Raw genomic sequence first — 21,948 nt, forward strand, 5'->3', positions numbered from 1 at the left:
GCCTCCGACTTGTCGGGTCCGCGGTGACGGCGACCGGGGTGACCGGCCGGGCCGGCTCGGCCGGCGGCGCGGTGGCCGGCGGCACCGGTACGGACGCCGGCGCGGCGACCGGCGCCGGGGGACGCGACAGCGCGGGAGCCGGAACTGGCGGCGACGCGGCCGGCGGGGCGACCGGGGCGGCCGGCGCGTCCCGCTCGACGTCGTACGCGTCGAAGCCGCCGCCCGCTTCGGGCTGCTCCGGCTCGAAGCGGCCGAGGGTGCGGGGCTGGAGCCGGTGCGCGGTGCCCACGGCCAGGGCGGCCAGCGCGGCCAGGTAGCCGGTCATGGCACCTGCTCCAGGTACGCGGCGCGGCGGTGCGGGCCCAGGCCGAGCACCTCCGCCTCGGACCAGCCGTAGGCGCGGGCCAGCCGGTGCACCTCGCCGAGCAGCCGCCGGACCCGGACGTCGGCGGCCTGCCAGGCCCAGCCGGGCACGTCGAGCAGGGCCTCGGTGGCGGTGCCGCAACCGGGGCAGGTCAGCGCCACCGCGACCACGCCGAGCGGGTCGCGGGCGGCCATCGCGGCCGACACGTCGGGCAGCGCGGCCTCGGGGTCGGGCAGCGGCGGTTCGGCGGCGAGCAGGCAGGCCCGCAGCAGCGAGCGCTCGGCCGCCGCCGCGTCCCCGGTCGCCGCCGCGGCGGTCAGGTCGGCGGGGGTGGGCAGGCGCAGGGTGAGCCGGTGGCCCCGCCAGTCGAGGGTGAACGGCCCGTCGGTCGGTTCGGGTGCGGCGGCCAGCAGCTCGGCCACGCCGAAGCCCACCTCGAGGCGTTCCGGGCAGGCCAGGCAGTCCAGCGTGGTCTCCACCCGGCCGCCGGTCCAGCCCTCGGCGGTGGCCAGCAGCAGGGCCGACACCGCGCCGACGGGCAGCCGGTCGGTGTCGTCGCGGCCGAGCAGCGCGAGCGGACGCTGCGCCGCCGGCCGCCCGAGCGCGTCGTCCCACGCGGAGACGAGCTCCGCCTCGGTCAGCGGCCGCCCCGCAGTCACGACCCGAGCCGGGGTTCGGCCGGCTCGGCGACCGCCTCGTCGCGCTCCCAGCCCTCGTTCTCCAGCTTGATGTGCTCGATCGCCACCGCGTTGGCGTTGGCGTCCAGCTCCGGCAGCGCCTGGTACTCCGACACCCAGCAGCGGAACAGCCGGTACGACTGGGCGACCTGCCCGGCCTCGTTGAGCAGCTCGATGGTGATGTCCCGGCGGAAGTCGGCCAGCGACACCTCCGAGCCGAGGCCGGCGTGCAGGGCCCAGATCCGGCCGGCCCACTGGGCGAACTCCGGGTCGTGGGTCAGGCCCCGCTCCAGGGTGACCGCCTCGAACTCGGTACGCCCCGGCGACTTGCGGCTGGTCGAGGGGTCCCCGCCGTCGCGGTGCTTGACCACTTCGGTGGTCCGCTTCAGCGCGCTGACCTTGCTCACCCCGGCCACGTACCGGCCGTCCCACTTGACCCGGAACTTGAAGTTCTTGTACGGGTCGAAGCGGGTCGGGTTGACCGCGAACTGGACCATGACTCACACCTCTCAGGACGGGTTCTGGCCGGCGAGCTGCTGGATCCGGATGATCACGAACTCGGCGGGTTTGAGCGGGGCGAACCCGACGACCACGTTCACCACGCCGCGGTCCCGGTCATCGCTGGTGGTGGTCTCCGCGTCGCAGCGCACCAGGTACGCCTCGCGCGGGGTCCGCCCGGCGAATGCGCCCTTGCGGAACAGGTCCTGCATGAACGACGTCAGGTTGAGCCGCAGCTGGGACCAGAGCGGCTCGTCGTTGGGCTCGAAGACGGCCCACTGGGTGCCCCGGAACACGCTCTCCTCGATGTAGAGGGCGAGCCGGCGGACCGGGGTGTACTTCCACTGGCTGGCCAGGAGGTCGGCGCCGGCGGTCGTCCGGGCGCCCCAGTTGACGGTGCCGACCACCGGGAAGGTCCGCAGGCAGTTCAGCCCGAGCGGGTTGAGCACCCCGTTCTCGGCGTCGCTCAGCGGGTAGACCAGGGTGGTCACGCCGCGCAGCTGCGCCTCGGTCCCCGCCGGCGCCTTCCACACCCCCCGCTCGGCGTCCTGCCGAGCGTAGAGGCCGGCGAGGGTGCCGCCGGGCGCGACCGTGCGCGGCTGGAAGCCGTCCGTCGGGTCGGGGACGCGCAGCCGGGGGAAGTGCGCCACCGCGTTCGGGCCCTTCACCCCCAGCTGGTTGATCCAGTCCAGCGCCCGGTCGGGGTCGTCGACGCCGGGTGGCGGGTCGACCAGGAGCACGGCCCGGCGCCGGGCGCACAGGTCGTACGCCGCCGACCAGACCGCCTCCGGGTCCAGTCCGCTGTCCACCGAGGTGGGGTCGCCGGGCTTGGCCCGGGTGGCGTCGGGGATGCAGAGCAGGTTGAACAGGTCGGTCTTGAGCAGCGCGTAGATGCCCGAGTAGGCGGCCTCGGAGCCGATCAGCGCGGCGGTGCCGGGCAGCGTGCTGCCGTCGGAGCCGGTGACCAGGTCACCCTGGCCGAGCCGCTTCGCGCCGAGCGGGGTGTAGCGGCCCACGTTGGCGGTGGTGCCGTTGAGCTTGAGCAGGGTCGCGCCGTCGGCGACGTCCCCGGAGGCGGAGACGCCCGCCACGCTGAACGCGGCGTCGACGGCGGCGGGGGCGACCAGCGGGTCCACGTCGCCGACGATCCGCAGTCCCCCGGCGGCGGTGGGCAGCACCCGGACGCGCAGTCCGGCGGCCCCGTCGGTGGCGCCGAGCGCGGTGTTGATCTTGCGCTGGACCAGCGCCGCCACCCCGGCGGGCGACGACGGCAGCCGTTCGCCCTTGTCGAGGACGGTGACGGTGACCGGGCTGACGGCCGGGACGGTCTTCGTGGCGTCCGCCGGGTCCGGCTTGGTGGGGCGGTCCGGTTGCACGGTGAGCCGGTAGTTCTTCGCGGCGTCCACGGTGGGCGTGCCGAGGGCCGCCCCGACGGTGCCGCTGGGCACCGGCCGGCCGGCGCCGCTCGCTCCGGCCCGGGCCCGGACCAGGGCGGAGCCGCGGTCGGGGTCGTTGAGCCGGGCGACGGCGTACGCGGCGCTCGTCGGGTCGGCCGAGAGCCCGGTGAACCGCTCGGCGACCCCGGTCGCCGGGTCCAGCAGGCTCAGGTTGAACGACGAGGCGTCGGCGGCGTCGTCGTGGTCGACGTCGACCAGCAGGCCGCTGCCCCACAGGCCGGTGCTGGTGGCGTCGAGCACCAGGGCGGCCTTCGGGCTCGCGCCGACCTTGTCCAACAGGGTCACCGACGCGGCGCGGGCGTCGCCGCGCGGCACCCGGACGATCTCGGCGGCCGAGCCGCCGTTGCGGAAGAACTGCTGCACGGCGAGGCTGAGCTCGGAGTCCCGGTCCACCCCGCCGAACCGGCGCTCGAACTCGCCGAAGGAGTTCACCCGCACCGCGCGGTGCTCCGGGCCGGTGCGGGCGTATCCCACGAAGGCGGTCACGCCGGTGGCCACGCCGATGACGGGACGCACCCCGCTCGGGACTTCCTCTATGTAGACGCCGGGGTAGCTGGGAGTCACGGGCATGACTACCTCGTCTCGCAGTGGTGGGTCGGCTGCTGCCACCCTCCGCCCCCGAGCGGGTGCCGCCCTAGCGCCGACCCGACTCCGACGAGACAGGAACCCGACACACCGTGTCGGTTCGGCTACCCCTGGTCAACCACTCGGTCCAGCACCCAGCGTTGGAAGGCGCGCGCCTGCGGGCCGGTCGGTGGAGGGCCCCCGGCGCGGGCGGCCACGCACCGCGCGATCAACCCGGCGTACGGCCCGGCGGCGGCGACCCGGCGGCCGGCGTCGACCTTCGACAGCCAGAGCCCGTCGCAGAGTCGGACCAGCGAGCGGCAGGCGCCCAGCACCGCGTCCTCGGCGCCGAGCGCGGGCCCGTCCCCGGGTGGCGCCGGCAGCTCCAGCCACCAGCGCAGCGCGTCGGCGAGCAGCCGGCGCAGGTCGTCCGGGGCCAGGTCGGCGAAGACCTCGGGGGCGGGCGGACCGAGCAGGGCGTACCCGCGCTGGTGCAGGATGCTGCGGTCCAGGCCGTACCAGAAGCGGCCGTCGGCGGGGGGCCGCTCCGCCGGGTCCCAGGTCACCCGGAACGGCATCCGCGCCCCGGTGTTCAGCTCGACCTCGAAGCCGGGCTCGGCGGTGCCGGAGCCTGCCACCGCGCGGGTGTAGCCGACCAGCTCCAGGCCGCGCGCCGGGCAGGGCAGCGCCTCGTGCCGCAGTGCGGCCACCAGGTCACGCTTGCGCCGGTCGTCCAGCCGGTCGGCGACGACCAGCGCCACGTCGACGTCGCTGCGGCCCGGCTGGTAGGCGTCCAGGCCGACCGAGCCGGCCGCGTACGCGCCGACCAGGTCGTCGCCGAGGACGTCGCGGGCCGCGGCGACCAGGTCGTCGAGATACCGCCGTACGGTCGGGTCCATGCCCGCCATCCTGCCCGCGGCCCACCGGGCGGCCGGCCGGCGGCCCCTGCCCGCAGCGATCCATCGATAGGGTGTGTGGCGATCATCGATCTACCACGGGGCGACTTCCATGGATGCTGTCGTCAGCCGCCGTACCGTGCTGCACACCGCCGGCGGCGTCGCCGCGGGTGCCGCCCTCGGCGCGGCGGTCGCCCGCCCCGCCCTGGCCGCGGTGCCGACGTCGAAGCGGTTCGACCTCAGCGACCCGTCGGACATGCTGATCCGCGAGAAGAACCTGCACAACAACACCGTGCTCGGTGGACGACGACCTGGTGCGGGATGTCACCGAGATCCTGACCAGCCTGTGCGCCCGTCTGTATGGGCGTCGGGCCGGCGTCAACCGGGCTCGGCGGGCCGTCGCGGCGGCAACGGACGATGGTGATTGATGTGATGGTCGTGCAGGCGTACCGGTTCGCCCTGGACCTGACGCCGCGTCAGGAACGGGCGGTGCAGGCGCACGCGGGCGCGGGTCGGGTGGCGTACAACTGGGCCCTCGCGCGGGTGAAGGCGGCCATGGAGCAGCGTGCCGCCGAACGCTCCTACGGCATCGCGGAGTCGGGCTTGACGCCGACGATCGGGTGGTCGTTGCCGGCGCTGCGCAAGGCGTGGAACGCAGCTAAGCCGGACGTGGCGCCGTGGTGGGCCGAGTGCTCCAAGGAGGCATTCAACACCGGCCTCGACGCCCTGGCCCGCGGTTTGAGGAGCTGGTCCGATTCGCGTACGGGTAAGCGGGCGGGGCGGCGGGTGGGGTTTCCCCGGTTCAAGTCCCGTCGCCGCAGCACGCCGTCCGTGCGGTTCACCACGGGCGCGATCCGGGTGGAGCCGGACCGCAGGTACGTCGTGCTGCCCCGGCTGGGCCGGCTCAAGCTGCACGAGTCCGCCCGCAAGCTCGCCCGCCGCCTGGAAGCGGGCACGGCCCGGATCATGTCGGCTGCCCTGCGCCGTGACGCCGGGCGGTGGCATGTCGCGTTCACCGTCGAGGTCGACCGGGTCGAGCGCACACCGGCGCGCCCGCAGGCGGTGGTCGGCGTGGACGTCGGGGTGAAGCACCTGGCGGTGCTGTCCACCGGCATGATGGAGCCCAACCCCCGCCACCTTGAGGACGCGGCCCGTCGAATGCGGCGTCTCGCCCGGCGCCTGTCACGGCGTGTCGGCCCGGATCGGCGTAGCGGCCAGCAGCCGTCGAACCGGTGGGAACGCGCGCGCAGGCAGGTGGCCCGGGCGCACGCGCGGGTGGCGAACCTGCGCCGCGACGGCCTGCACAAGCTCACCACCCGGCTGGCCCGCGAGTACGGCACCATCGCGGTCGAAGACCTCAACGTGGCCGGCATGCTACGCAACCGGCGCCTCGCTCGGCGCATCGCCGACGCCGGCTTCGGCGAACTACGCCGGCAATTGGCGTACAAGACCACATGGAACGGCGGCCACTTCGTGGTGGCTGACCGCTGGTATCCCTCCAGCAAGACCTGCTCGGCCTGTGGCACGGTGAAAGCCAAGCTTGCCCTGTCCGCGCGCACCTACACCTGCGCCACCTGCGGCCTGGTCCTCGACCGGGACGTCAACGCCGCACGCAACCTCGCCGCGTTCGCACGTGAGGCGACAACTGCCGGGAGTGGCCCGGTGGCAGGACGGGGAGCCGACCGTAAGACCCGCCCCGGCGGGCCGGTGGCCGTGAAGCGTCAACCCGGCACCGCCCAGGTGGGTAAGGCCGGGACCGTCCCGCAAGGCGGGACTGCCAATCACATGCTCCCCAGAGCACACTGAAAGGTAACGGCATGGGACTGCACCTGCCGACGGCGGGCGACCCGAACTCGGCCCGGCTCTGCTTCGGCTTCGCCGGCGGCGACTCGGGCGCCCGCTACGCCAGCATCTACTACAAGGACCTGCTGATCTGAGCACGCCGACGCCCGTACCGGCCCTGACGGCGGCGCGCGGGCTCGCCGAGTCCCTCGCCGTCGTCGTCGGCGCCCCGCTCCGGTCGGTGCTGCTGCACGGCTCCCTGGCGTCCGGCGACTTCCGACCCGGGCGCAGCGACATCGACGTACTCGTCGTCGTCGACGACGAGCTCTCCGACGCGCGGGCCGAGGCCGTGACGGACCTGATCCGCCGGGCCGACGTCGGCGACGCGACCGGGATCGACCTGCACGTCGTCACCGCCGCGGTCGCCGGCTCACCGTCGCGCCGCCCACCGCTGGAACTGCACGTCGGCCGACACGACCGATCGTCGGTCGGGGTCGAGGTGGCCCGTCGGGTGGCCGGCGACCCCGACCTGTCCACCGAGCTGTCCGCGGCCCGGGCACACGGGCGGGCCCTGCGCGGTGCCCGACCGGACGAGGTGCTCAGGCCAGTGCCGGCCGAGTGGATCGTGGCACGCGGCCGGCACTGGCTGACGACGTGGCGCTCCCGCACCGGCGACGCGGAGAACGCGGCGTTCATGGTGCTCACCGCCTGCCGGATCTGGCGCTTCGCTGTCGAGCGCGAGCACAGCGCCAAGGCGCGGGCCGCCCGCTGGGCGCTGCGGCGGGATCCCTCGCTGACCGCGGTCCGGCAGGCGCTGCACCAGTACGAGACGGATCCGGCGATGCCGATCGACCGGGACGGCATCGCCGAGGTGCTCGGCACCGTGCGGCGCGACACCACCCCGTGACGGCGCGCCGGCCCGCCGTCAGGTCGACGAGGGCTTCGTCAGGCTGCCGTCGGCGATGATGGCCTCGCCCTTGACCAGCCAGGCGACGCCGAAGGCGAGCACCGCCACCGTCTCGCCCCAGAAGACCGGCTTGACCGCCTCCTGAACGGACTCGGGGAGGAACGTGCTGGCCACGGTGGCCACGATCGCCGCGACGATCAGCCAGCCGCAGACCCGGTAGATCCGGTTGCGGACCAGCTTCTCGGGGGTGGGCGCCTCGCCGGGCTCGGTACGGGTGAACAGCAGCAGACAGAACCCGGCCAGGATCACGAAGAGCGCGGCGGCACAGACCTGGTGCACCCGCCCGGCCAGGACGTCGGTGCTGCTCACGGTCCTCGCCGCCGCGCCGGCGGCAGTGGGGAAGAGCGCCACCGCGATCGCCAGCGCCCCGGCGACGGAACTCGCCACGTCGTCGAGGCGACGGTACCGGTAGCAGATCAGGAAGACGCCGATGGCGCAGAGACTGCCGACGAAGATGTCCCGCATCCCGGTGTGGTACGCCCCGCTGATCGACTCCAGCAGCGTGAACCGGCCGGCGAGCAGCGCGTTGCCGATGGTCACCACGAACGGCAGCGCGATGCCGACCACGCCGATGCCCCGGCGCAGCCGGCGTACCGTCACCATGTCCTGCGACGGAGGCCCCGGATCCACGACTCCAGTCGATGCCATCGCGGGACCCGCGTCAACCCCTGACGTCCGGCTCCGGGCAGCACACCGTGAGCGCCCCCGGCACCACCTTCACCTTGAGCTTCGTCGCCGTGGTCCGCGCGCCGCCGTCCAGCTCGTAGGTCTTCGGCACGGCGAAGCGCACCGTCACCTTCCGGCCCCGGGTGATCCGGACGAAGGGCGAGTCCTCCGAGCGGCCGGTCGCCATCCGGCCGAGGGTGCGCGCCCAGTCGATCGCGCCGCTGGCGGTGGAGACGCCGATCTCCAGCGCGCCGTCGTCGGGGCGGGCGTCGTCGAAGGCCGGCACTCCCCCGGTGATGGTGCCGACGTTGCCGAAGAGCACGCAGCTCGCCTCGCCGTCGAACCAGTCCGCGCCGTCGACCCGGATCCGGGTCCGCACGCACTCCCCGCGCACGTGCCGCAGGCCGGTCCAGACGTACGCGACGCGGCCCAGCTTGCCCTTGAGCTTGCGGTCGGCCTCCCGGATCAGGTCCCCGTCGAAGCCGGCGCCGGCCATCACCGCGAAGTGCTCGCCGTTGAGCTTGCCGAGGTCGAGCCGGCGCCGCCGGCCGTGCAGGCCGATCCGTACCGCCTCGGCGAGGTCGGCGGGGATGCCGAGGTTGGTGGCGAAGAGGTTGGCGGTGCCGGCCGGCAAAATCGCCATGGCGGCGTCGGAGCCGGCCATGGCGTCCGCGCACCGCTGCACCATGCCGTCCCCACCCCAGACGAAGACCAGGTCGGCGCCCTTCTTCAGCGCTGTGCGGGCCTTCGCGGGGGCCTTGCGGCTCTTGGGCACCTCGTACCAGAGCAGGTGCTCGACCCCGGCGGCGACGAGGGTCGACCGCAGCTCGTCGAGACCCCCGCCGAGGGTCTTCTTCCGGTGTGCGACGACGGCGACGGTGCCCACCGCCGGGGTGGTCGCGGCCCGGGTGTCCGGATCGGTGACTGCGCTCCTGCTCATGGCCTCCGGTGATACCCAGGCGGCGAAGTTCCCACGCCTGGCCGGCGGGCGCCCGGGGCACGTCCGGCGGCGGCGCGTCGGCGGCGACCGAACTCTGCTCCTGACCGTCCCGACATGACCGACCTGTGCTGGCGTACCCGCGTCCGGTGCGCCAGACTTGAGGCCCGACACTCCAGGGACGGGGGCATGGGCACCTCCACACAGGACGATGCGGCGGCGGCCTTCGTGCGGGAACTGACCCACTGGCGCCACCAGCGAGGACTGTCGAAGAAGGAGCTGGCCGAGCGGACCGGCTTCGACCCCTCGTACGTCAGTCACATAGAGAACGGCCGGCACCAGCCCACCGAGGAGTTCGCCCGCCGGGTCGAGGTGGTCCTCGACAGCGGCAACCGGATCTGGCAGCGGTACGTCGTCTTCGCCGAAAGCCGCGGCCAGGGCGGCCGGCTCTCCGCCCTGGGCCCGACCGCCGTCCCACCGCCGAGCGGCTCGCATCTGGTGATCGAGGACGAGCAGGCCACCCTCAGCCTGGTCGACGGCTGGTACGAGTGCCGGTTCCGCCGCACCCTGCACAGCGTCGGCACCGAGCCGATCACCCGGCACACCGTGCAGATCGACATCGACCGGTTCCCCGACGACCCGGCCCGCTCGACGGCGTTCCACGGTCGGCACCCGCTCATTCTGGACGAGGTGGACTTCCGGGCGACCATCGGCGGCGAGCAGCCGGAGCCGATGCGGTGGCGGGTGACCCGCAGCCGGGACGCCTTCCTGAAGATCGCGCTGATGTTCGACTCCGGCGGCACGCCGCTGCCGCTCTATCCCGGGCAGCGCACCGTGGTCGACTACGCCTACCGGGTGCCGGTGTGGAAGTTCGGCGACTGGTTGCAGCGGGACATCCGGCTGCCGACCCGGCACCTCGCGATCCGGCTGGACTTCCCGGCCGCCACCCGGCCCACGGTCTGGGGCAGCGAAACCTCGTTCACCTCGGAGAGCACCACCGAGGTGACCCCGCAGCGGCGGGAACGCGAGGGTGTCGTGGCGTACGAGTGGGCGGTGCCGCGCCCTCGGTTGCGGGGGCAGTACCGGCTGCACTGGCGCTACGCCGACCCGCGGGCCGCGCTGGGCGGCGCGGACGTGCTGGCGCCCCCGGAGGCTGCGCCGGCCTCCCGGGCGACGGCCTGCTGACCGTGGGCCCGCCGCCGGGCGCATCGGGCGGCCCGGGGAGCGGCGGCGAGGAGCGGCCGGGAGCGCGCGGCGGCGGGCGAACCACCCGGGGCGGAGGCACGCCGGGGATAAGGTCGCGCTCATGCGCAGCAAGCAGGAGCTGACCGAGGCCGTCCGGCGGGACCGGCGGGCGGCGCTGGTCGTCAACGCCCACTCCCGCCGGGGTCGCCAGCGCTACGAGCACGTCCGGGCTCGGCTGCTGGCGGCCGGGTTCGACCTGGTCGCCTGCTGTCCGGTGGAGCACCCGGGCGAGTTGGAGCGCTGTCTCGCCGAGGCCGCCGACCTGGGGCCGGACCTGCTCGTGGCCGGCGGCGGGGACGGCACGCTCAGCGCCGCCGCCCGCCTGCTCGCCCACCGGGACATCGCGCTCGGCCTGCTGCCGCTGGGCACCACCAACAACTTCGCCCGTACCGTCGGGGTGCCGCTGGACCCGGCGGGGGCGGTCGCCGTGCTGACCGACGGCAAGGTCGTCGACGTGGACCTCGGGGTGGCCGGTGGGATGCGGTTCGCCAACCATGTGGGCGTCGGGCTCTCCGCCGACATCATGCGCCGGACGCCACCCCGGCTGAAGCGGCTCACCGGGCGGCTGGCGTACCCGGCGACCGCGCTGGCGCTGCTGGTCGGGCACCGGCCGCTGCGGGTCTCGCTGCGCGTCGACGGCGCCGCGCACGAGCTGGTCACCCACCAGCTGTACGTGGCCAACGGCGGCTTCCACGCCGGCCGGCCGATCACCGCCGACGCCGACGCCGACGACCGGCTGCTGGTGGCGTACCCGGTCGGCGGGCCGGCCCGGCACGACCTGCTGCGGCACGCGGCCCGTAACGCGGCCACCGGCGGCAGCCGGACGCTGGCCCAGCGGCCCTTTCTGGCCGGCGGTGAGGTCTGGGTGGAGACCGATCGGCCGGCGCGGGTGGAGGTCGACGGGGAGCTGTGCGGCAGCACGCCGTTGCGGATCGGTCTGGACGCCAACGCGTTACGCGTGATGGCGCCCGTCGGCACCGAGGACCGCTGACCGGCGTTCCGCCCGTACCCGATCGAGGAGGGATCTGTTGACCGAGCGGCCCGTCGCGGTGGTGACCGGCGCGAACCGGGGCATCGGCCTGGAGGTGGCCCGTCAGCTCGTCGCGCGCGGGGTGGAGACGGTGCTGACCGCCCGCGACCCCGCCCGCGCCCGGGCGGCGGCGGAGCGGATCGGCGCGGCGCACGGGGTGGTCGACGTCGCCGACGACGGGTCGGTTGACCGGTTCCAGGGGTGGCTGCGCGACCGGTACGGCACCCTGCACGTGCTGGTGAACAACGCCGGCGGGCACTACGACGCCGGGCAGGACGCGGTCTCCGCGGACCTCGCCGTGGTCGGCGAGGCGCTGGCGGTGAACCTGTTGGGGGCCTGGCGCGTCTGCCGGGCGCTGCTGCCGCTGATGGCCGAGGGCGGCCGGGTGGTGAACGTCTCCAGCGGTGCCGGGTCGTTCGCCGAGACGGCGGGGGCTGCCGGCACCCCGGCGTACGCGGTGTCGAAGGCCGCGCTGAACATGCTGACCGTCAAGCTCGCCGCCGAGCTGCGGCACCGCCGGATCGCCGTCAACGCGGTCTGCCCGGGCTGGGTCGCCACCGACATGGGCGGCGCGGGCGGCCGGCCGGTGGCCGACGGGGCCGCCGGTGTGGTGTGGGCGGCCACCCTCGGCCCGGACGCCCCGACCGGCGGCTTCTTCCGCGACGGGCACCCGATCCCCTGGTAGCCGGCGCCGCCCGCGCCGGGGCCGGGTCCCGGCCGCCACGACGGACATGACGATCATGTCCCGCTGCTGCCCTACCGGGACATTGCGCATGGGCCGCACGATCCGGCGAAAAGATCAAGTCGGACACCTACCGGTCGGTACGCCATTGTGGATCACCTGTTCAGACACGGACGGACGACCGACGTTCACCTGACCGAAACAACCGGCGGACCGGGATCACCAGTCGTTGCCCCAGTCAACCCATTGATATCGATGGCACCTCGTGTGATTGTGCCTCCAGCACGTCGCCAACCCCCGGCGACGCGCGACGGCAGGTCGACCACCCCCGAGCACGCCGGCAGCTCTGGAAGACCCGACGTCGCATGCCTCGACGCAGCATCGGCGCGCGACCCCACAGGGCATCGCGACGCCGCCCGAGAACAGGAGCGCCCCTCTTGAAGCTCTCACCCCGCCTCGTCGCGCTCTCCGGCGCGGCCGCGGCCGGCCTGATCGCCGCGGGTACCGCCGCGGCAGTCCAGGCCGCGCCCCCGAGCCCCGCCCCGAACCCGGCCCAGGCCCGCGCCATCGCCGCCAACGCGGCGAGCTCGCTGGTCGCCAGCCGTCCGTCCTACCTGCACGCCAGCGCGGACGACGCGTTCGTCCAGCAGCCGGTGATCTCCTCCGAGGGCACCCAGTACGTGCCGTACGAGCGCACGTACAAGGGCCTGCCGGTCACCGGTGGCGACTTCGTCCTGGCCACCAAGCCGAGCGGTGAGGTCACCTACGCGTCGGTCGCCCAGCAGCAGGCCATCGGCGACCTCTCCACCACCCCGAAGCTGACCTCGGCGGCCGCCGCGAAGACGGCCCGCGCCCAGCTCAAGACCGTGACCACCGTCGAGGGCACCAACCTCGTCGTCTACACCCTGGGCGCCAAGCCCGCGCTGGCCTGGGAGACCACCGTCCGGGGCACCGACGCGGAGGGCCCGAGCCGGCTCACCGTCGACGTCGACGCCACCACCGGCGCGGTGCTGGGCAAGCAGGAGCACATCGTGCACGGCAGCGGCACCGGCGCCTGGAACGGGCCGGTCACCCTCAACACCACGCTGTCGGGCAGCACGTACTCCATGAAGGACCCGAGCGCCACCAACCTGAGCTGCCAGGACGCCGCCACCAACACGACGTTCACGGGCTCGGACGACGTCTGGGGCAACGGCACCGGGACCAACAAGGAGACCGGCTGCGTCGACGCGCTCTTCGCCGCGCAGACCGAGCACAAGATGCTGTCGCAGTGGCTGGGCCGCAACGGCGCGGACGGCAACGGCGGCTACTGGCCGATCCGGGTGGGCCTGAACGACCAGAACGCCTACTACGACGGCACCCAGGTGCAGATCGGCAAGAACACCGCCGGCCAGTGGATCGGCTCGCTCGACGTGGTGGCGCACGAGATCGGCCACGGCATCGACGACAAGACCCCGGGTGGCATCTCCGGCAACGGCACCCAGGAGTTCGTGGCGGACGTCTTCGGCGCGGCGACCGAGTGGTTCGCCAACGAGCCGTCCACCTACGACGCTCCCGACTTCCTGGTCGGCGAGAAGATCAACCTGGTCGGCTCCGGCCCGATCCGCAACATGTACAACCCGTCGGCGCTGGGCGACCCCAACTGCTACTCCAGCAGCATCCCCAGCACCGAGGTGCACGCCGCGGCCGGCCCGGGCAACCACTGGTTCTACCTGCTGGCCATGGGCAGCAACCCGACCAACGGCCAGCCGACCAGCTCGACCTGCAACAGCAGCACCGTGACCGGTCTGGGCATCCAGAAGGCCACCAAGATCATGTACAACGCGATGCTGATGAAGACCACGGGCGCGTCGTACCTGAAGTACCGCACCTGGACGCTGCAGGCCGCCAAGAACCTGTACCCGACCAGCTGCACCGAGTTCAACACGGTCAAGGCGGCCTGGAACGCGGTCAGCGTCCCGGCCCAGACCGGTGACCCGACCTGCACCAGCAGCACCCCGACCCCGACCACGACGACCACCGCGCCGCCGACCGGCTGCTCCGGCCAGAAGCTGGCCAACCCCGGCTTCGAGTCCGGCAACGTGAGCTGGTCCGCGACCTCGGGCGTCATCACCAACTCGACCAGCCAGGCCGCGCACGGCGGTTCGTACAAGGCGTGGATGGACGGGTACGGCTCGACCCACACCGACACCCTGTCGCAGTCGGTGAGCATCCCGGCGGGTTGCCGGGCCACGCTCTCCTTCTACCTGCACATCGACACGGCCGAGTCGGGCAGCACCGCGTACGACAGGCTGACCGTCAAGGCCGGCGGCACCACCCTGGCGACGTACTCGAACGTCAACGCCGCCAGCGGCTACGTGCTGAAGTCGTTCGACGTCTCCTCGCTGGCCGGCACCACCGCCTCCATCTCGTTCAGCGGGGTGGAGGACAGCTCGCTGCAGACCTCGTTCGTGGTGGACGACACCGCGCTCACCCTGAGCTGATCCCTACCAGCACCGGCAACGGCCGGTCGTCGCGTCCGCGACGGCCGGCCGTTCGCTTTCCCCCGCAGTTGCGGCCCCAATCCCCACCCTTCCTCTGGTACGCGAGCCCTCCGCCGCCTTTACCCTCGCGGATGCGAGGCACTACCCTGACCGGGTGACCGTGTTCCGGATCAGCGAGGCGGCCGAGCTGCTGGGCGTCAGCACCGACACCGTGCGGCGCTGGGTCGACGCCGGGCGGCTGCCCGCCAGCCGCGACGAGCACGGTCACCGGCTGATCGACGGCGTCGACCTGGCCGGCTTCGTCCGGGCCCAGGCCGCCGCGCCGGACGGCGGGGCGGAGTTCTCGTCGGCCCGCAACCGGCTGCGGGGCATCGTCACCGCGGTCACGCGCGACACGGTGATGGCACAGGTCGACATCCAGGCCGGGCCGTTCCGGATCGTCTCGCTGTTGAGCCGGGAGGCCGTCGACGAGCTGGACCTGCGGGTCGGCTCCGTCGTCGTGGCCGTGATCAAGTCGACCACCGTCGTGGTGGAGCGGCCCGCTCCCCCCGGCGGCGCCAAGGGGAGGACCAGCCCGTGAGGATCCGCGCCGCCCTGGCCGCCGTCGTCGCCCTGACCGTGGCGGGCGTCTCCGGCTGCGGCGACGACACCGCCGCCCCCGCGCCCGGCGGCGGCACCGACCGGGTGACCGGGACCGTGACGGTGTTCGCGGCGGCCTCGCTGACCGAGTCGTTCACCCGGCTCGGCGAGCGGTTCGAGGCAGCACACCCGGGGACGACGGTGACCGTCAACTTCGCCGGCAGCTCCGCCCTGGCCAACCAGATCAACCAGGGTGCCCCCGCCGACGTGTTCGCCGCCGCCGCGCCGAAGAACATGGCCACGGTGACCGACGCCGGCAACGGCGACGGCAGTCCGACCACCTTCGCCCGCAACCGGTTGGTGATCGCGGTGCCGAAGGGCAACCCGCAGCGGATCGCCGCGCTGGCCGACCTGGCCCGGCCGGGAGTGAAGGTCGCGGTCTGCGCCGAGCAGGTGCCGTGCGGCGCGGCCGCCCGCAAGGCCCTCGACGCCGCACAGGTCGACCTCACGCCGGTGACGCTGGAGCAGGACGTCAGAGGTGCGCTGGCCAAGCTGCGGCTCGGCGAGGTCGACGCCGCGCTGGTCTACCGCACCGACGCCCGGGCCGCCGCCGGCGACGTGGACGGGGTGGAGTTCCCCGAGTCCGCCGGCGCCGTCAACGACTACCCGATCGTCGTGCTGGCCGACGCCCCCAACCCGGCCGGGGCGCGCGCCTTCGTCGCCCTGGTGCTGTCCGCGCAGGGCCGTACGGTGCTCACCGACGCCGGCTTCCAGGCCCCGTAGCCGTGTTCCCCGTCGACGACACCGCCGCACCGCCGGCAGCCCCGACCCGACCCCGCCGGGTACCCGGGCGCCGGGTGCCGGTCGCGCTGCTCGTGCCGGCCGCCCTCGGGCTGCTCTTCCTGGTGCTGCCGCTGGCCGGGCTGCTGCTGCGCGCCCCGTGGGCCGCACTCCCCCAGCGGCTCGCCGCGCCGGGCGTGCTGACCGCACTGCGGCTCTCGCTGCAGTGCGCCACCCTGGCCACGCTGCTCTGCCTGGCGCTCGGCGTACCCCTGGCCTGGCTGCTGGCCCGGGTGGAGTTTCCTGGCCGGCGGGTGGTCCGCGCCCTGGTCACCGTGCCGCTGGTGCTGCCGCCGGTGGTCGGTGGTGTGGCGCTGCTGCTGGTGTTCGGCCGCAACGGGGCGCTCGGCGGCTGGCTGGACGCCACCTTCGGCGTCACCCTGCCGTTCACCACCACCGGGGTGGTGCTCGCCGAGGCGTTCGTCGCGATGCCCTTCCTGATCATCGCGGTGGAGGGGGCGCTGCGCGGCGCCGACAGCCGGTACGAGGAGGCCGCGGCCACCCTCGGCGCCGGCCGCTGGACCACCTTCACCCATGTCACGCTGCCGCTGGTCGCGCCCGGCGTGGCCGCCGGCGCGGTGCTCTGCTGGGCCCGGGCGCTCGGCGAGTTCGGCGCCACCATCACCTTCGCCGGCAACTATCCCGGGCGCACCCAGACCATGCCGCTCGCCGTCTACCTGGCGCTGGAGACCGACCTGGACGCCGCCATCGTGCTCAGCCTCATCCTGCTCACCGTGTCGGTGGCGATCCTCGCCGGGCTGCGCGACCGCTGGATCACCAGCCCGTGACCGGCCCGCTGCTCGACGCGCACCTGGTGGTCGACCGGGGCGGCTTCCGGCTCGACGTGCGGCTGGAGGTCGGCGCCGGCGAGGTGGTCGCGCTGCTCGGCCCGAACGGCGCGGGCAAGACGACCGCCCTGCGGGCGCTCGCCGGGTTGCAGCCGCTCACCGCCGGGCACGTCCGCCTCGACGCGGTGGACCTGGACCGGCCGGACCGGCGGTCGTGGGTGCCGCCGGAGCACCGCCGGGTCGGCGTGGTCTTCCAGGACTACCTGCTCTTCCCGCATCTCACCGCGCTGGACAACGTCGCGTTCGGGCCCCGCCGGCAGGGTCTGGACCGGCGGGCCGCCCGGGACCGGGCCGCCGGCTGGCTGGACCGGGTCGGCCTGGCGGCACACGCCCGGCACCGGCCCCGGCAGCTCTCCGGCGGGCAGGCCCAGCGGGTCGCCCTCGCCCGGGCGCTCGCCGTACGCCCGGCTCTGCTCCTGCTCGATGAGCCACTCGCGGCGCTGGACGCCCGGACCCGGCTGGACACCCGCGCCCAGCTGCACCGGCACCTGGCCGACCACACCGGCGCGGCCCTGCTGGTCACCCACGACCCGCTGGACGCCCTGGCGCTGGCCGACCGGCTGGTCATCGTGGAGGACGGCCGGGTGGTGCAGGAGGGCGACGCGGCGGAGGTCACCGCCCGCCCGCGCACCGACTACGTGGCCCGGCTGGTCGGGCTGAACCTCTATCGGGGGCGCGCCGACGGGACCGTGGTGCACCTCGCCGACGGGTTCGCCGTCGCCACCGCCGACCGGCTCGACGGGGACGCCTTCGTGGTCTTCCCGCCCACCGCCGTGGCCCTGCACCCGCACCGCCCCGAGGGCAGCCCGCGCAACACCTGGCCGGCCACGGTCACCGGGGTGCAGCGGCACGGCGACAACCTGCGGGTCCAGCTCACCGGCCCGGTCACCGCCGCCGCCGACGTCACCCCCGCCGCGGCGGCGCAGCTGCGGCTGGCGCCCGGGCAGCCGGTGTGGGCGGCGGTGAAGGCGGCCGAGACCCGGGCGTACCCGGCGGGATCGCGCCCGTCGTCGTAGCGGCCCCGGCACATGTCGGCCGGATCGATTGACTTTCGATAGGTTGCGAGCGAGACTCGATGTATGTTGACCGAGCATCGAGCGGTAGGCCCGCTCAGAGTTTTCCTCGTGCTGCTGTTCGGGATCCTGGTCATGTTCCAGACCTTCTCGCTACCCGGGCAGTTCAGGTACATGGCCGAGGAGTCCCCGGACCTCGCGTACCTGAGGTGGCCGTTGACCGCCGTGTCGGTGTTCTGGGTGCTCTGCGTGCAGGTGGTGATCGTCTCCACCTGGAAGCTGCTCACGCTGGTCAAGAAGGACCGCATCTTCACCCAGGCTTCGCTGGGCTGGGTGGACGCGATCGTGTGGGCCATCGCGGCCGCGTGGGTGGTGCTCCTGGGCGTGTTCCTCTACATCGGCTTCCGCGCCGACGACCCCGGGCTGCCGCTCCTGCTGTTCCTGATGTTGATCGGTGTCGCCGTGCTGGGGCTGTTGATGGTGGTGATGCGGGCGCTGCTGCGGCAGGCCACCACCCTGCGCACCGACATGGAAGCGGTGATCTGATGCCCATCGTCGTACGCATCGACGTCGAGCTGGCCAAACGCAAGATGAGTGTGGGCGAGTTCGCCGAGCGGGTCGGGCTCACACCGGCGAACGTGGCGGTCCTGAAGAACGGTCGTGCGAAAGCTGTTCGGTTCAGCACCCTGGAAGCCATGTGCCGGGTGCTCGGCTGCCAGCCCGGCGACCTGCTCGAGTGGGTCGAGGAATGAACCATGGAAGGTCACCGATGAAGTACCTCCTCGCCGTTCTCGCCATCCTCGCCGTCGCGGTCGGCGTCGCCGGCGTCGTGTACGGGGAGGCCGACGACTCGCCGGGCCTGCAGCTGCTGGGCGGCCTGCTCGTGATCGGGGCGGTGGCGCTCGGCGTGCGGATCATTCGGCGCGGCAGCTAGCGGCACAGCCGCCGTCGCCCGGCCGCCGACGATTGCGGTAGGCCGCTGGCCGGCCGCCGTTCCGATCAGTGACCGTCGGGCCGGTCCGGGTGCGGCTGGTAGACGTCCGGTACGCCGTCCTGGTCACGGTCGATCGTCTCGACCTCGTGCACCCGCCGGTAGACCCGGCTGCGCGCGCGCAGGATCACGGTGGCGAGGAGCGCGGAGAGCAGCGAACCGGCGAGCACCGCCACCTTCACGTGGTCGTCGCGCTCGCTGCCCAGGCCGAAGGCCAGCTCACCGATGAGCAGGGAGACGGTGAAGCCGATCCCGCCGAGCAGCGCGAGCCCGAGCACGTCCAGCCAGTTCAGGCCCTCGTCGAGGTCGGCCCGGGTGAAGCGGGACACCAACCAGGTGGCGACCATGATGCCGACCGGCTTGCCGACGATCAGGCCGACCATGATGCCGACCGCCACCCGGTCGGAGAGCGCGGTCGCCAGGCCGGCCAGTCCCCCGATGGCCACCCCGGCGGAGAGAAACGCGAAGATCGGCACCGCGACGCCGGCGGAGATCGGCCGGAACCGGTGCTCGAAGTGCTCGGCGAGCCCCGGCCCGGCGTCCGGGCCGCCGGCCGCCTCGCTGCGGATCACCGGGACGGTGAAGGCGAGCAGGACGCCCGCGACGGTGGCGTGCACACCCGACTCGTGCACCAGCACCCAGGTGACCGCCGCCAGCGGCAGCAGCAACCACCAGGACCGCACCCGGCGCTGCACCAGCAGGGCGAACACGGCCAGCGGGACGAGCGCGGCCAGCAGCGGCGCGACCGACAGGTCCGAGGTGTAGAAGATGGCGATGATGACGATCGCCAGCAGGTCGTCGACGACGGCCAGGGTGAGCAGGAAGGTGCGCAGCGCCGAGGGCAGGAACCGGCCGACCACGGCGAGCACGGCGAGGGCGAAGGCGATGTCGGTCGCGGTCGGGATGGCCCACCCCTTCGCGGCGCCACCACCGGCGCCCGCCGCGATCAGGGTGAACAGCAGCGCGGGTACGGTCACCCCCCCGACCGCGGCCGCCACCGGCACCGCCGCCCGGCGGGGATCACGGAGATCACCGGCGACGAACTCGCGCTTGAGCTCCAACCCGGCGACGAAGAAGAAGATCGCCAGCAGGCCGTCCGCGGCCCAGGTGGCGAGGGTCAGGTCGAGGTGCAGGCCCGCCGGACCGACCCGGAGGTCCCGCACCGACTGGTATCCGTCGGACCAGGGGGAGTTCGACCAGACCAGGGCGAGCAGCGCACCGGCGAGCAACAGCGCCCCACCGACGGTCTCCTTGCGGAGAATGGCGGAGATGCGGCTGGTCTCGCCCCAGGATCGGCGGGCGAACAGGTTGGCACGGCGCCGGTCGGCGTCGGTCACGGAAACTCCTCGTCGGCAGGGGTCGCGTCATCCATCGCCGACCAGACTTCCCGGCACACCAGGGTCAACCTTATCCGCCGCCGGGCGGGTGGTCGCCCCGTAGCCGGCAGGCCGCCCCTCCAGCATCGCCGCACACGACGACGCCCGGCCGGGTGGATCCGGCCGGGCGTCGTCGTTCGCGCGGTGGTGCGCCCTCGGGGAGGGACGAGCGTCAGAGGCTGAGCCGCTGACCCGGGAAGATCAGGCCCGGGTCGGCGCCGACGACGCGCTTGTTGCGCTCGTACAGCGCCTGCCAGCCACCGGCGAGGTCCTTCGCGTCGGCGATCTCCGACAGGGTGTCACCCGCGCGCACCACGTACTTGTCCCCGCTCGACGCCGGGGCGCTACGCCGCTCGCTGCGGCTCGTGCGCCGCTGGTCGGACGAGCGCTCCGACTTCGTGGTCGCCCGCTCGGTGCGCCGCTCGGACTTCTCCGACCGCTCGGACTTGCGCGACGACGACTTCTCCGAGGTGGAGTAGCTCTTCGTCGAGCCGCCCTTCTTGCCACACACCGGCCAGGCGCCGATGCCCTGACCGTCGAGCACCTTCTCCGCGATCGCGATCTGCTCGCTGCGGCTGGCCAGGTCGGCGCGGGAGGCGTACTTCTTGCCGCCGTAGCCGGACCAGGTGCCCGCCGAGAACTGCAGGCCACCGTAGTAGCCGTTGCCGGTGTTGATGTGCCAGTTGCCGCCGGACTCGCACTGGGCGATCGCGTCCCAGTTGACGCTGGCGGCGCTCGCCGGGGCGGCCGGCGCCAGGACGGCGGCGACCCCGGTCACGGCACCGACGGCGAGCGTACCGACGGCGACGCGGCGCGAGCTGACCCGTCGGTGACGGGCGGTGTGTTCAGTTGACATCTGTGCTCCTCCACGCCGGCGAGGTGAGCTGTCGGGTTCGGGCCGAGGAGCCCGGCCGCCACAGGCGGCTTCACCCCGAGGTGACGTGCACCGAGGAACGTGTGGGTCCCCCGCTCCATGCCCAGCTGACAAGGTCCCACCGTCGGCGGCATGGATTAGGCGTTACCGACCGTGGTGTCCACGAAGGCGGACCGGATCGACGTTAGGAGGCGTTTCGGCGATTTGCCCACTTCTTGTGAAGTTCTTCACCCGGTCGGGCGGGGGCCGGCTCTCTCCACTTGCGCAACTGCCACAACGTCGGACAATGCCCTGCTCAGTGCGGTGAGCGCTGGCCCTGCCCGGCGGCCGCAGTCCGCCCCGAGCAGGTGAGCTCCCCCGGCTGGAGCTGCACCGGGCTCGGGCTCCAGACCTCCACCTTGTCACCGACCACTCTGGCCAACAGGCAGCTACCCCGCCGGTCCGCGCGCAGCGCCAGCCCCACGCTGCCGCCGTACGACGCGACGTCCCGGCGGACCCGGGAGTCGAGGCGGGGTCGGTCGAGGTACGCGCCGACGGACGCCTCGGTCGCCGCGGGACCCGTCGGCAGTTCCCGGCGCAGCCGCTCGGTGAGGTCCGGCGGGAGCGTGGCAGCCGGCCGAGGGGTCACCGGTGCGGTCGTCGGGCAGTCCACCTCGGTCACCGGCTGGACCTCATCGGTCCGGTACACCAGCCGGTGGCAGAGGGTCACGTCGGCGTGTCCGCTGTCCGAGCCCGACCAGTCGGTCGTGGTGGCCTCGCCGTGGGTACGCACCACGAGCGACACTCCCCCGGCCCGGTCGACGCCCTCCAACGACATCAGCTCCAACCCGGTGCGGCCGTGCACGATTCGGCCGAACTCGTCGGCCTCCCACGGTCGCACCCGCTCGATCACGGTGATCACCTCGTCCAGCCGCCCGCGCGCCTCCCGCCGGGCCAGCGTCTCCGCGTCCTCCCCCTCGGCCCAGCCGCAGCCGGCTAGCAGCGCCGCCGCGAGCATCGTTCCCGCGGCCACGGCCGCCCCTCGCCCCGTCATCCCCCGCATGGCCGCATTCTGCCGCCAGGCCGCCACCGGCACCGTCCGGCGCGGATCTCGGAGTGACCGTTTCCGGACAGCAGGACGGCGGCGCCGCGCCCGAAGGTCAACGAGCTGGACCGTACACCCGGCCCCGGTCCACCGGA

Annotated in this window: 23 protein-coding genes, 1 pseudogene and 1 riboswitch; of the genes and pseudogenes, 14 read left to right on the plus strand and 10 right to left on the minus strand. The window is 73.7% G+C overall.

All coding sequences use genetic code 11. The features are described 5' to 3' along the window. From V6U81_RS17575 to V6U81_RS17595, 5 genes are all read right to left on the minus strand, one after another. On the minus strand, window positions 1-325 hold a 325-nt coding region (locus tag V6U81_RS17575; protein ID WP_334490697.1), incomplete at its 3' end, for a hypothetical protein. After that, a complete protein-coding gene (locus tag V6U81_RS17580; RefSeq protein ID WP_334490699.1) occupies window positions 322-1,023 on the minus strand; it encodes a hypothetical protein in 702 nt (233 codons plus the stop codon). The genes V6U81_RS17580 and V6U81_RS17575, both read right to left, overlap by 4 nt. Continuing rightward, window positions 1,020-1,538: a phage tail protein gene (locus V6U81_RS17585; protein ID WP_334490701.1), complete on the minus strand. Its 519-nt coding sequence runs from the start codon at window positions 1,536-1,538 to the stop codon at window positions 1,020-1,022. Before V6U81_RS17585 ends, V6U81_RS17580 begins: the two co-directional genes overlap by 4 nt. A 12-nt stretch (window positions 1,539-1,550) precedes the next feature. Further along, window positions 1,551-3,566, minus strand: a complete 2,016-nt coding sequence (locus V6U81_RS17590; RefSeq protein WP_334490703.1) for a phage tail sheath family protein — start codon at window positions 3,564-3,566, stop codon at window positions 1,551-1,553. Window positions 3,567-3,685: 119 nt separating this feature from the next. Then, window positions 3,686-4,459, minus strand: coding sequence for a nucleotidyltransferase domain-containing protein (locus V6U81_RS17595; protein ID WP_334490705.1), 774 nt, complete (start codon window positions 4,457-4,459; stop codon window positions 3,686-3,688). Between the two features lie 293 nt (window positions 4,460-4,752). Between V6U81_RS17595 and V6U81_RS17600 the strand changes: the two are divergent. The 3 genes and pseudogenes from V6U81_RS17600 to V6U81_RS17610 all read left to right on the plus strand — a co-directional run. After that, window positions 4,753-4,884: pseudogene (locus tag V6U81_RS17600) on the plus strand (IS607 family transposase); the annotation flags it as partial. Window positions 4,885-4,888: 4 nt separating this feature from the next. Further along, window positions 4,889-6,262 carry an IS607 family element RNA-guided endonuclease TnpB gene (tnpB, locus tag V6U81_RS17605; RefSeq protein WP_334490706.1) on the plus strand — a complete coding sequence of 458 codons (1,374 nt, stop codon included), beginning with the start codon at window positions 4,889-4,891 and terminating at the stop codon, window positions 6,260-6,262. Window positions 6,263-6,479: 217 nt separating this feature from the next. Next, window positions 6,480-7,145 (plus strand): aminoglycoside adenylyltransferase domain-containing protein, encoded by a 666-nt coding sequence (locus V6U81_RS17610; RefSeq protein ID WP_334490708.1) that lies wholly within the window; start codon window positions 6,480-6,482, stop codon window positions 7,143-7,145. A gap of 18 nt (window positions 7,146-7,163) precedes the next feature. On the opposite strand, the gene V6U81_RS17615 is transcribed toward V6U81_RS17610, so the two are convergent. Together V6U81_RS17615 and V6U81_RS17620 are read right to left on the minus strand one after the other, a co-directional pair. After that, window positions 7,164-7,835, minus strand: a complete 672-nt coding sequence (locus V6U81_RS17615; protein ID WP_334490710.1) for a DUF998 domain-containing protein — start codon at window positions 7,833-7,835, stop codon at window positions 7,164-7,166. Between the two features lie 31 nt (window positions 7,836-7,866). Then, window positions 7,867-8,811: a diacylglycerol/lipid kinase family protein gene (locus V6U81_RS17620; protein WP_334490712.1), complete on the minus strand. Its 945-nt coding sequence runs from the start codon at window positions 8,809-8,811 to the stop codon at window positions 7,867-7,869. 186 nt (window positions 8,812-8,997) lie between these two features. Here V6U81_RS17620 and V6U81_RS17625 point away from each other — a divergent pair, with 186 nt between their 5' ends. From V6U81_RS17625 to V6U81_RS17675, 11 genes are all read left to right on the plus strand, one after another. Continuing rightward, window positions 8,998-9,993, plus strand: a complete 996-nt coding sequence (locus V6U81_RS17625) for a helix-turn-helix domain-containing protein (RefSeq protein ID WP_334490714.1) — start codon at window positions 8,998-9,000, stop codon at window positions 9,991-9,993. Window positions 9,994-10,114: 121 nt separating this feature from the next. Continuing rightward, window positions 10,115-11,044: a diacylglycerol/lipid kinase family protein gene (locus V6U81_RS17630; RefSeq protein ID WP_334490716.1), complete on the plus strand. Its 930-nt coding sequence runs from the start codon at window positions 10,115-10,117 to the stop codon at window positions 11,042-11,044. A gap of 37 nt (window positions 11,045-11,081) precedes the next feature. Next, complete coding sequence (locus V6U81_RS17635; protein ID WP_334490718.1) at window positions 11,082-11,768, plus strand: SDR family NAD(P)-dependent oxidoreductase; 687 nt, start codon at window positions 11,082-11,084, stop codon at window positions 11,766-11,768. 434 nt (window positions 11,769-12,202) lie between these two features. Continuing rightward, the gene (locus V6U81_RS17640; RefSeq protein WP_334490719.1) at window positions 12,203-14,248 is read left to right on the plus strand and encodes a M4 family metallopeptidase; all 2,046 of its coding nucleotides are present in this window, start codon (window positions 12,203-12,205) and stop codon (window positions 14,246-14,248) included. Between the two features lie 154 nt (window positions 14,249-14,402). Continuing rightward, the gene (locus V6U81_RS17645; protein ID WP_334490720.1) at window positions 14,403-14,828 is read left to right on the plus strand and encodes a TOBE domain-containing protein; all 426 of its coding nucleotides are present in this window, start codon (window positions 14,403-14,405) and stop codon (window positions 14,826-14,828) included. 2 nt (window positions 14,829-14,830) lie between these two features. Then, complete coding sequence (modA, locus tag V6U81_RS17650) at window positions 14,831-15,610, plus strand: molybdate ABC transporter substrate-binding protein (RefSeq protein WP_420884041.1); 780 nt, start codon at window positions 14,831-14,833, stop codon at window positions 15,608-15,610. A 74-nt stretch (window positions 15,611-15,684) separates the two neighbouring features. Further along, the gene (locus tag V6U81_RS17655; RefSeq protein WP_334490815.1) at window positions 15,685-16,455 is read left to right on the plus strand and encodes an ABC transporter permease; all 771 of its coding nucleotides are present in this window, start codon (window positions 15,685-15,687) and stop codon (window positions 16,453-16,455) included. Then, on the plus strand, window positions 16,452-17,531 hold the full coding sequence (locus V6U81_RS17660) for an ABC transporter ATP-binding protein (protein WP_334490722.1): 1,080 nt from the start codon (window positions 16,452-16,454) through the stop codon (window positions 17,529-17,531). Before V6U81_RS17655 ends, V6U81_RS17660 begins: the two co-directional genes overlap by 4 nt. A gap of 108 nt (window positions 17,532-17,639) precedes the next feature. After that, a complete protein-coding gene (locus V6U81_RS17665) occupies window positions 17,640-18,074 on the plus strand; it encodes a DUF2975 domain-containing protein (protein WP_334490723.1) in 435 nt (144 codons plus the stop codon). Then, window positions 18,074-18,280, plus strand: coding sequence for a helix-turn-helix domain-containing protein (locus tag V6U81_RS17670; protein ID WP_107256509.1), 207 nt, complete (start codon window positions 18,074-18,076; stop codon window positions 18,278-18,280). Before V6U81_RS17665 ends, V6U81_RS17670 begins: the two co-directional genes overlap by 1 nt. Window positions 18,281-18,297: 17 nt before the next feature. After that, window positions 18,298-18,462, plus strand: a complete 165-nt coding sequence (locus tag V6U81_RS17675) for a hypothetical protein (protein ID WP_334490732.1) — start codon at window positions 18,298-18,300, stop codon at window positions 18,460-18,462. Window positions 18,463-18,527: 65 nt separating this feature from the next. On the opposite strand, the gene nhaA is transcribed toward V6U81_RS17675, so the two are convergent. The 3 genes from nhaA to V6U81_RS17690 form a co-directional block, all read right to left on the minus strand. Then, the gene (gene nhaA / locus V6U81_RS17680; RefSeq protein ID WP_334490733.1) at window positions 18,528-19,856 is read right to left on the minus strand and encodes a Na+/H+ antiporter NhaA; all 1,329 of its coding nucleotides are present in this window, start codon (window positions 19,854-19,856) and stop codon (window positions 18,528-18,530) included. A gap of 211 nt (window positions 19,857-20,067) precedes the next feature. Next, a complete protein-coding gene (locus V6U81_RS17685) occupies window positions 20,068-20,751 on the minus strand; it encodes a transglycosylase family protein (protein WP_334490734.1) in 684 nt (227 codons plus the stop codon). Beyond that, window positions 20,750-20,923: riboswitch (cyclic di-AMP (ydaO/yuaA leader) on the minus strand. Its footprint overlaps the gene before it by 2 nt. Before the next feature lie 141 nt (window positions 20,924-21,064). After that, window positions 21,065-21,811 (minus strand): hypothetical protein, encoded by a 747-nt coding sequence (locus V6U81_RS17690; protein WP_334490735.1) that lies wholly within the window; start codon window positions 21,809-21,811, stop codon window positions 21,065-21,067. Window positions 21,812-21,948 lie beyond the last annotated feature (137 nt).

This window comes from Micromonospora lacuserhaii (genome assembly GCF_036902735.1).
Taxonomy (GTDB): Bacteria; Actinomycetota; Actinomycetes; order Mycobacteriales; family Micromonosporaceae; genus Micromonospora.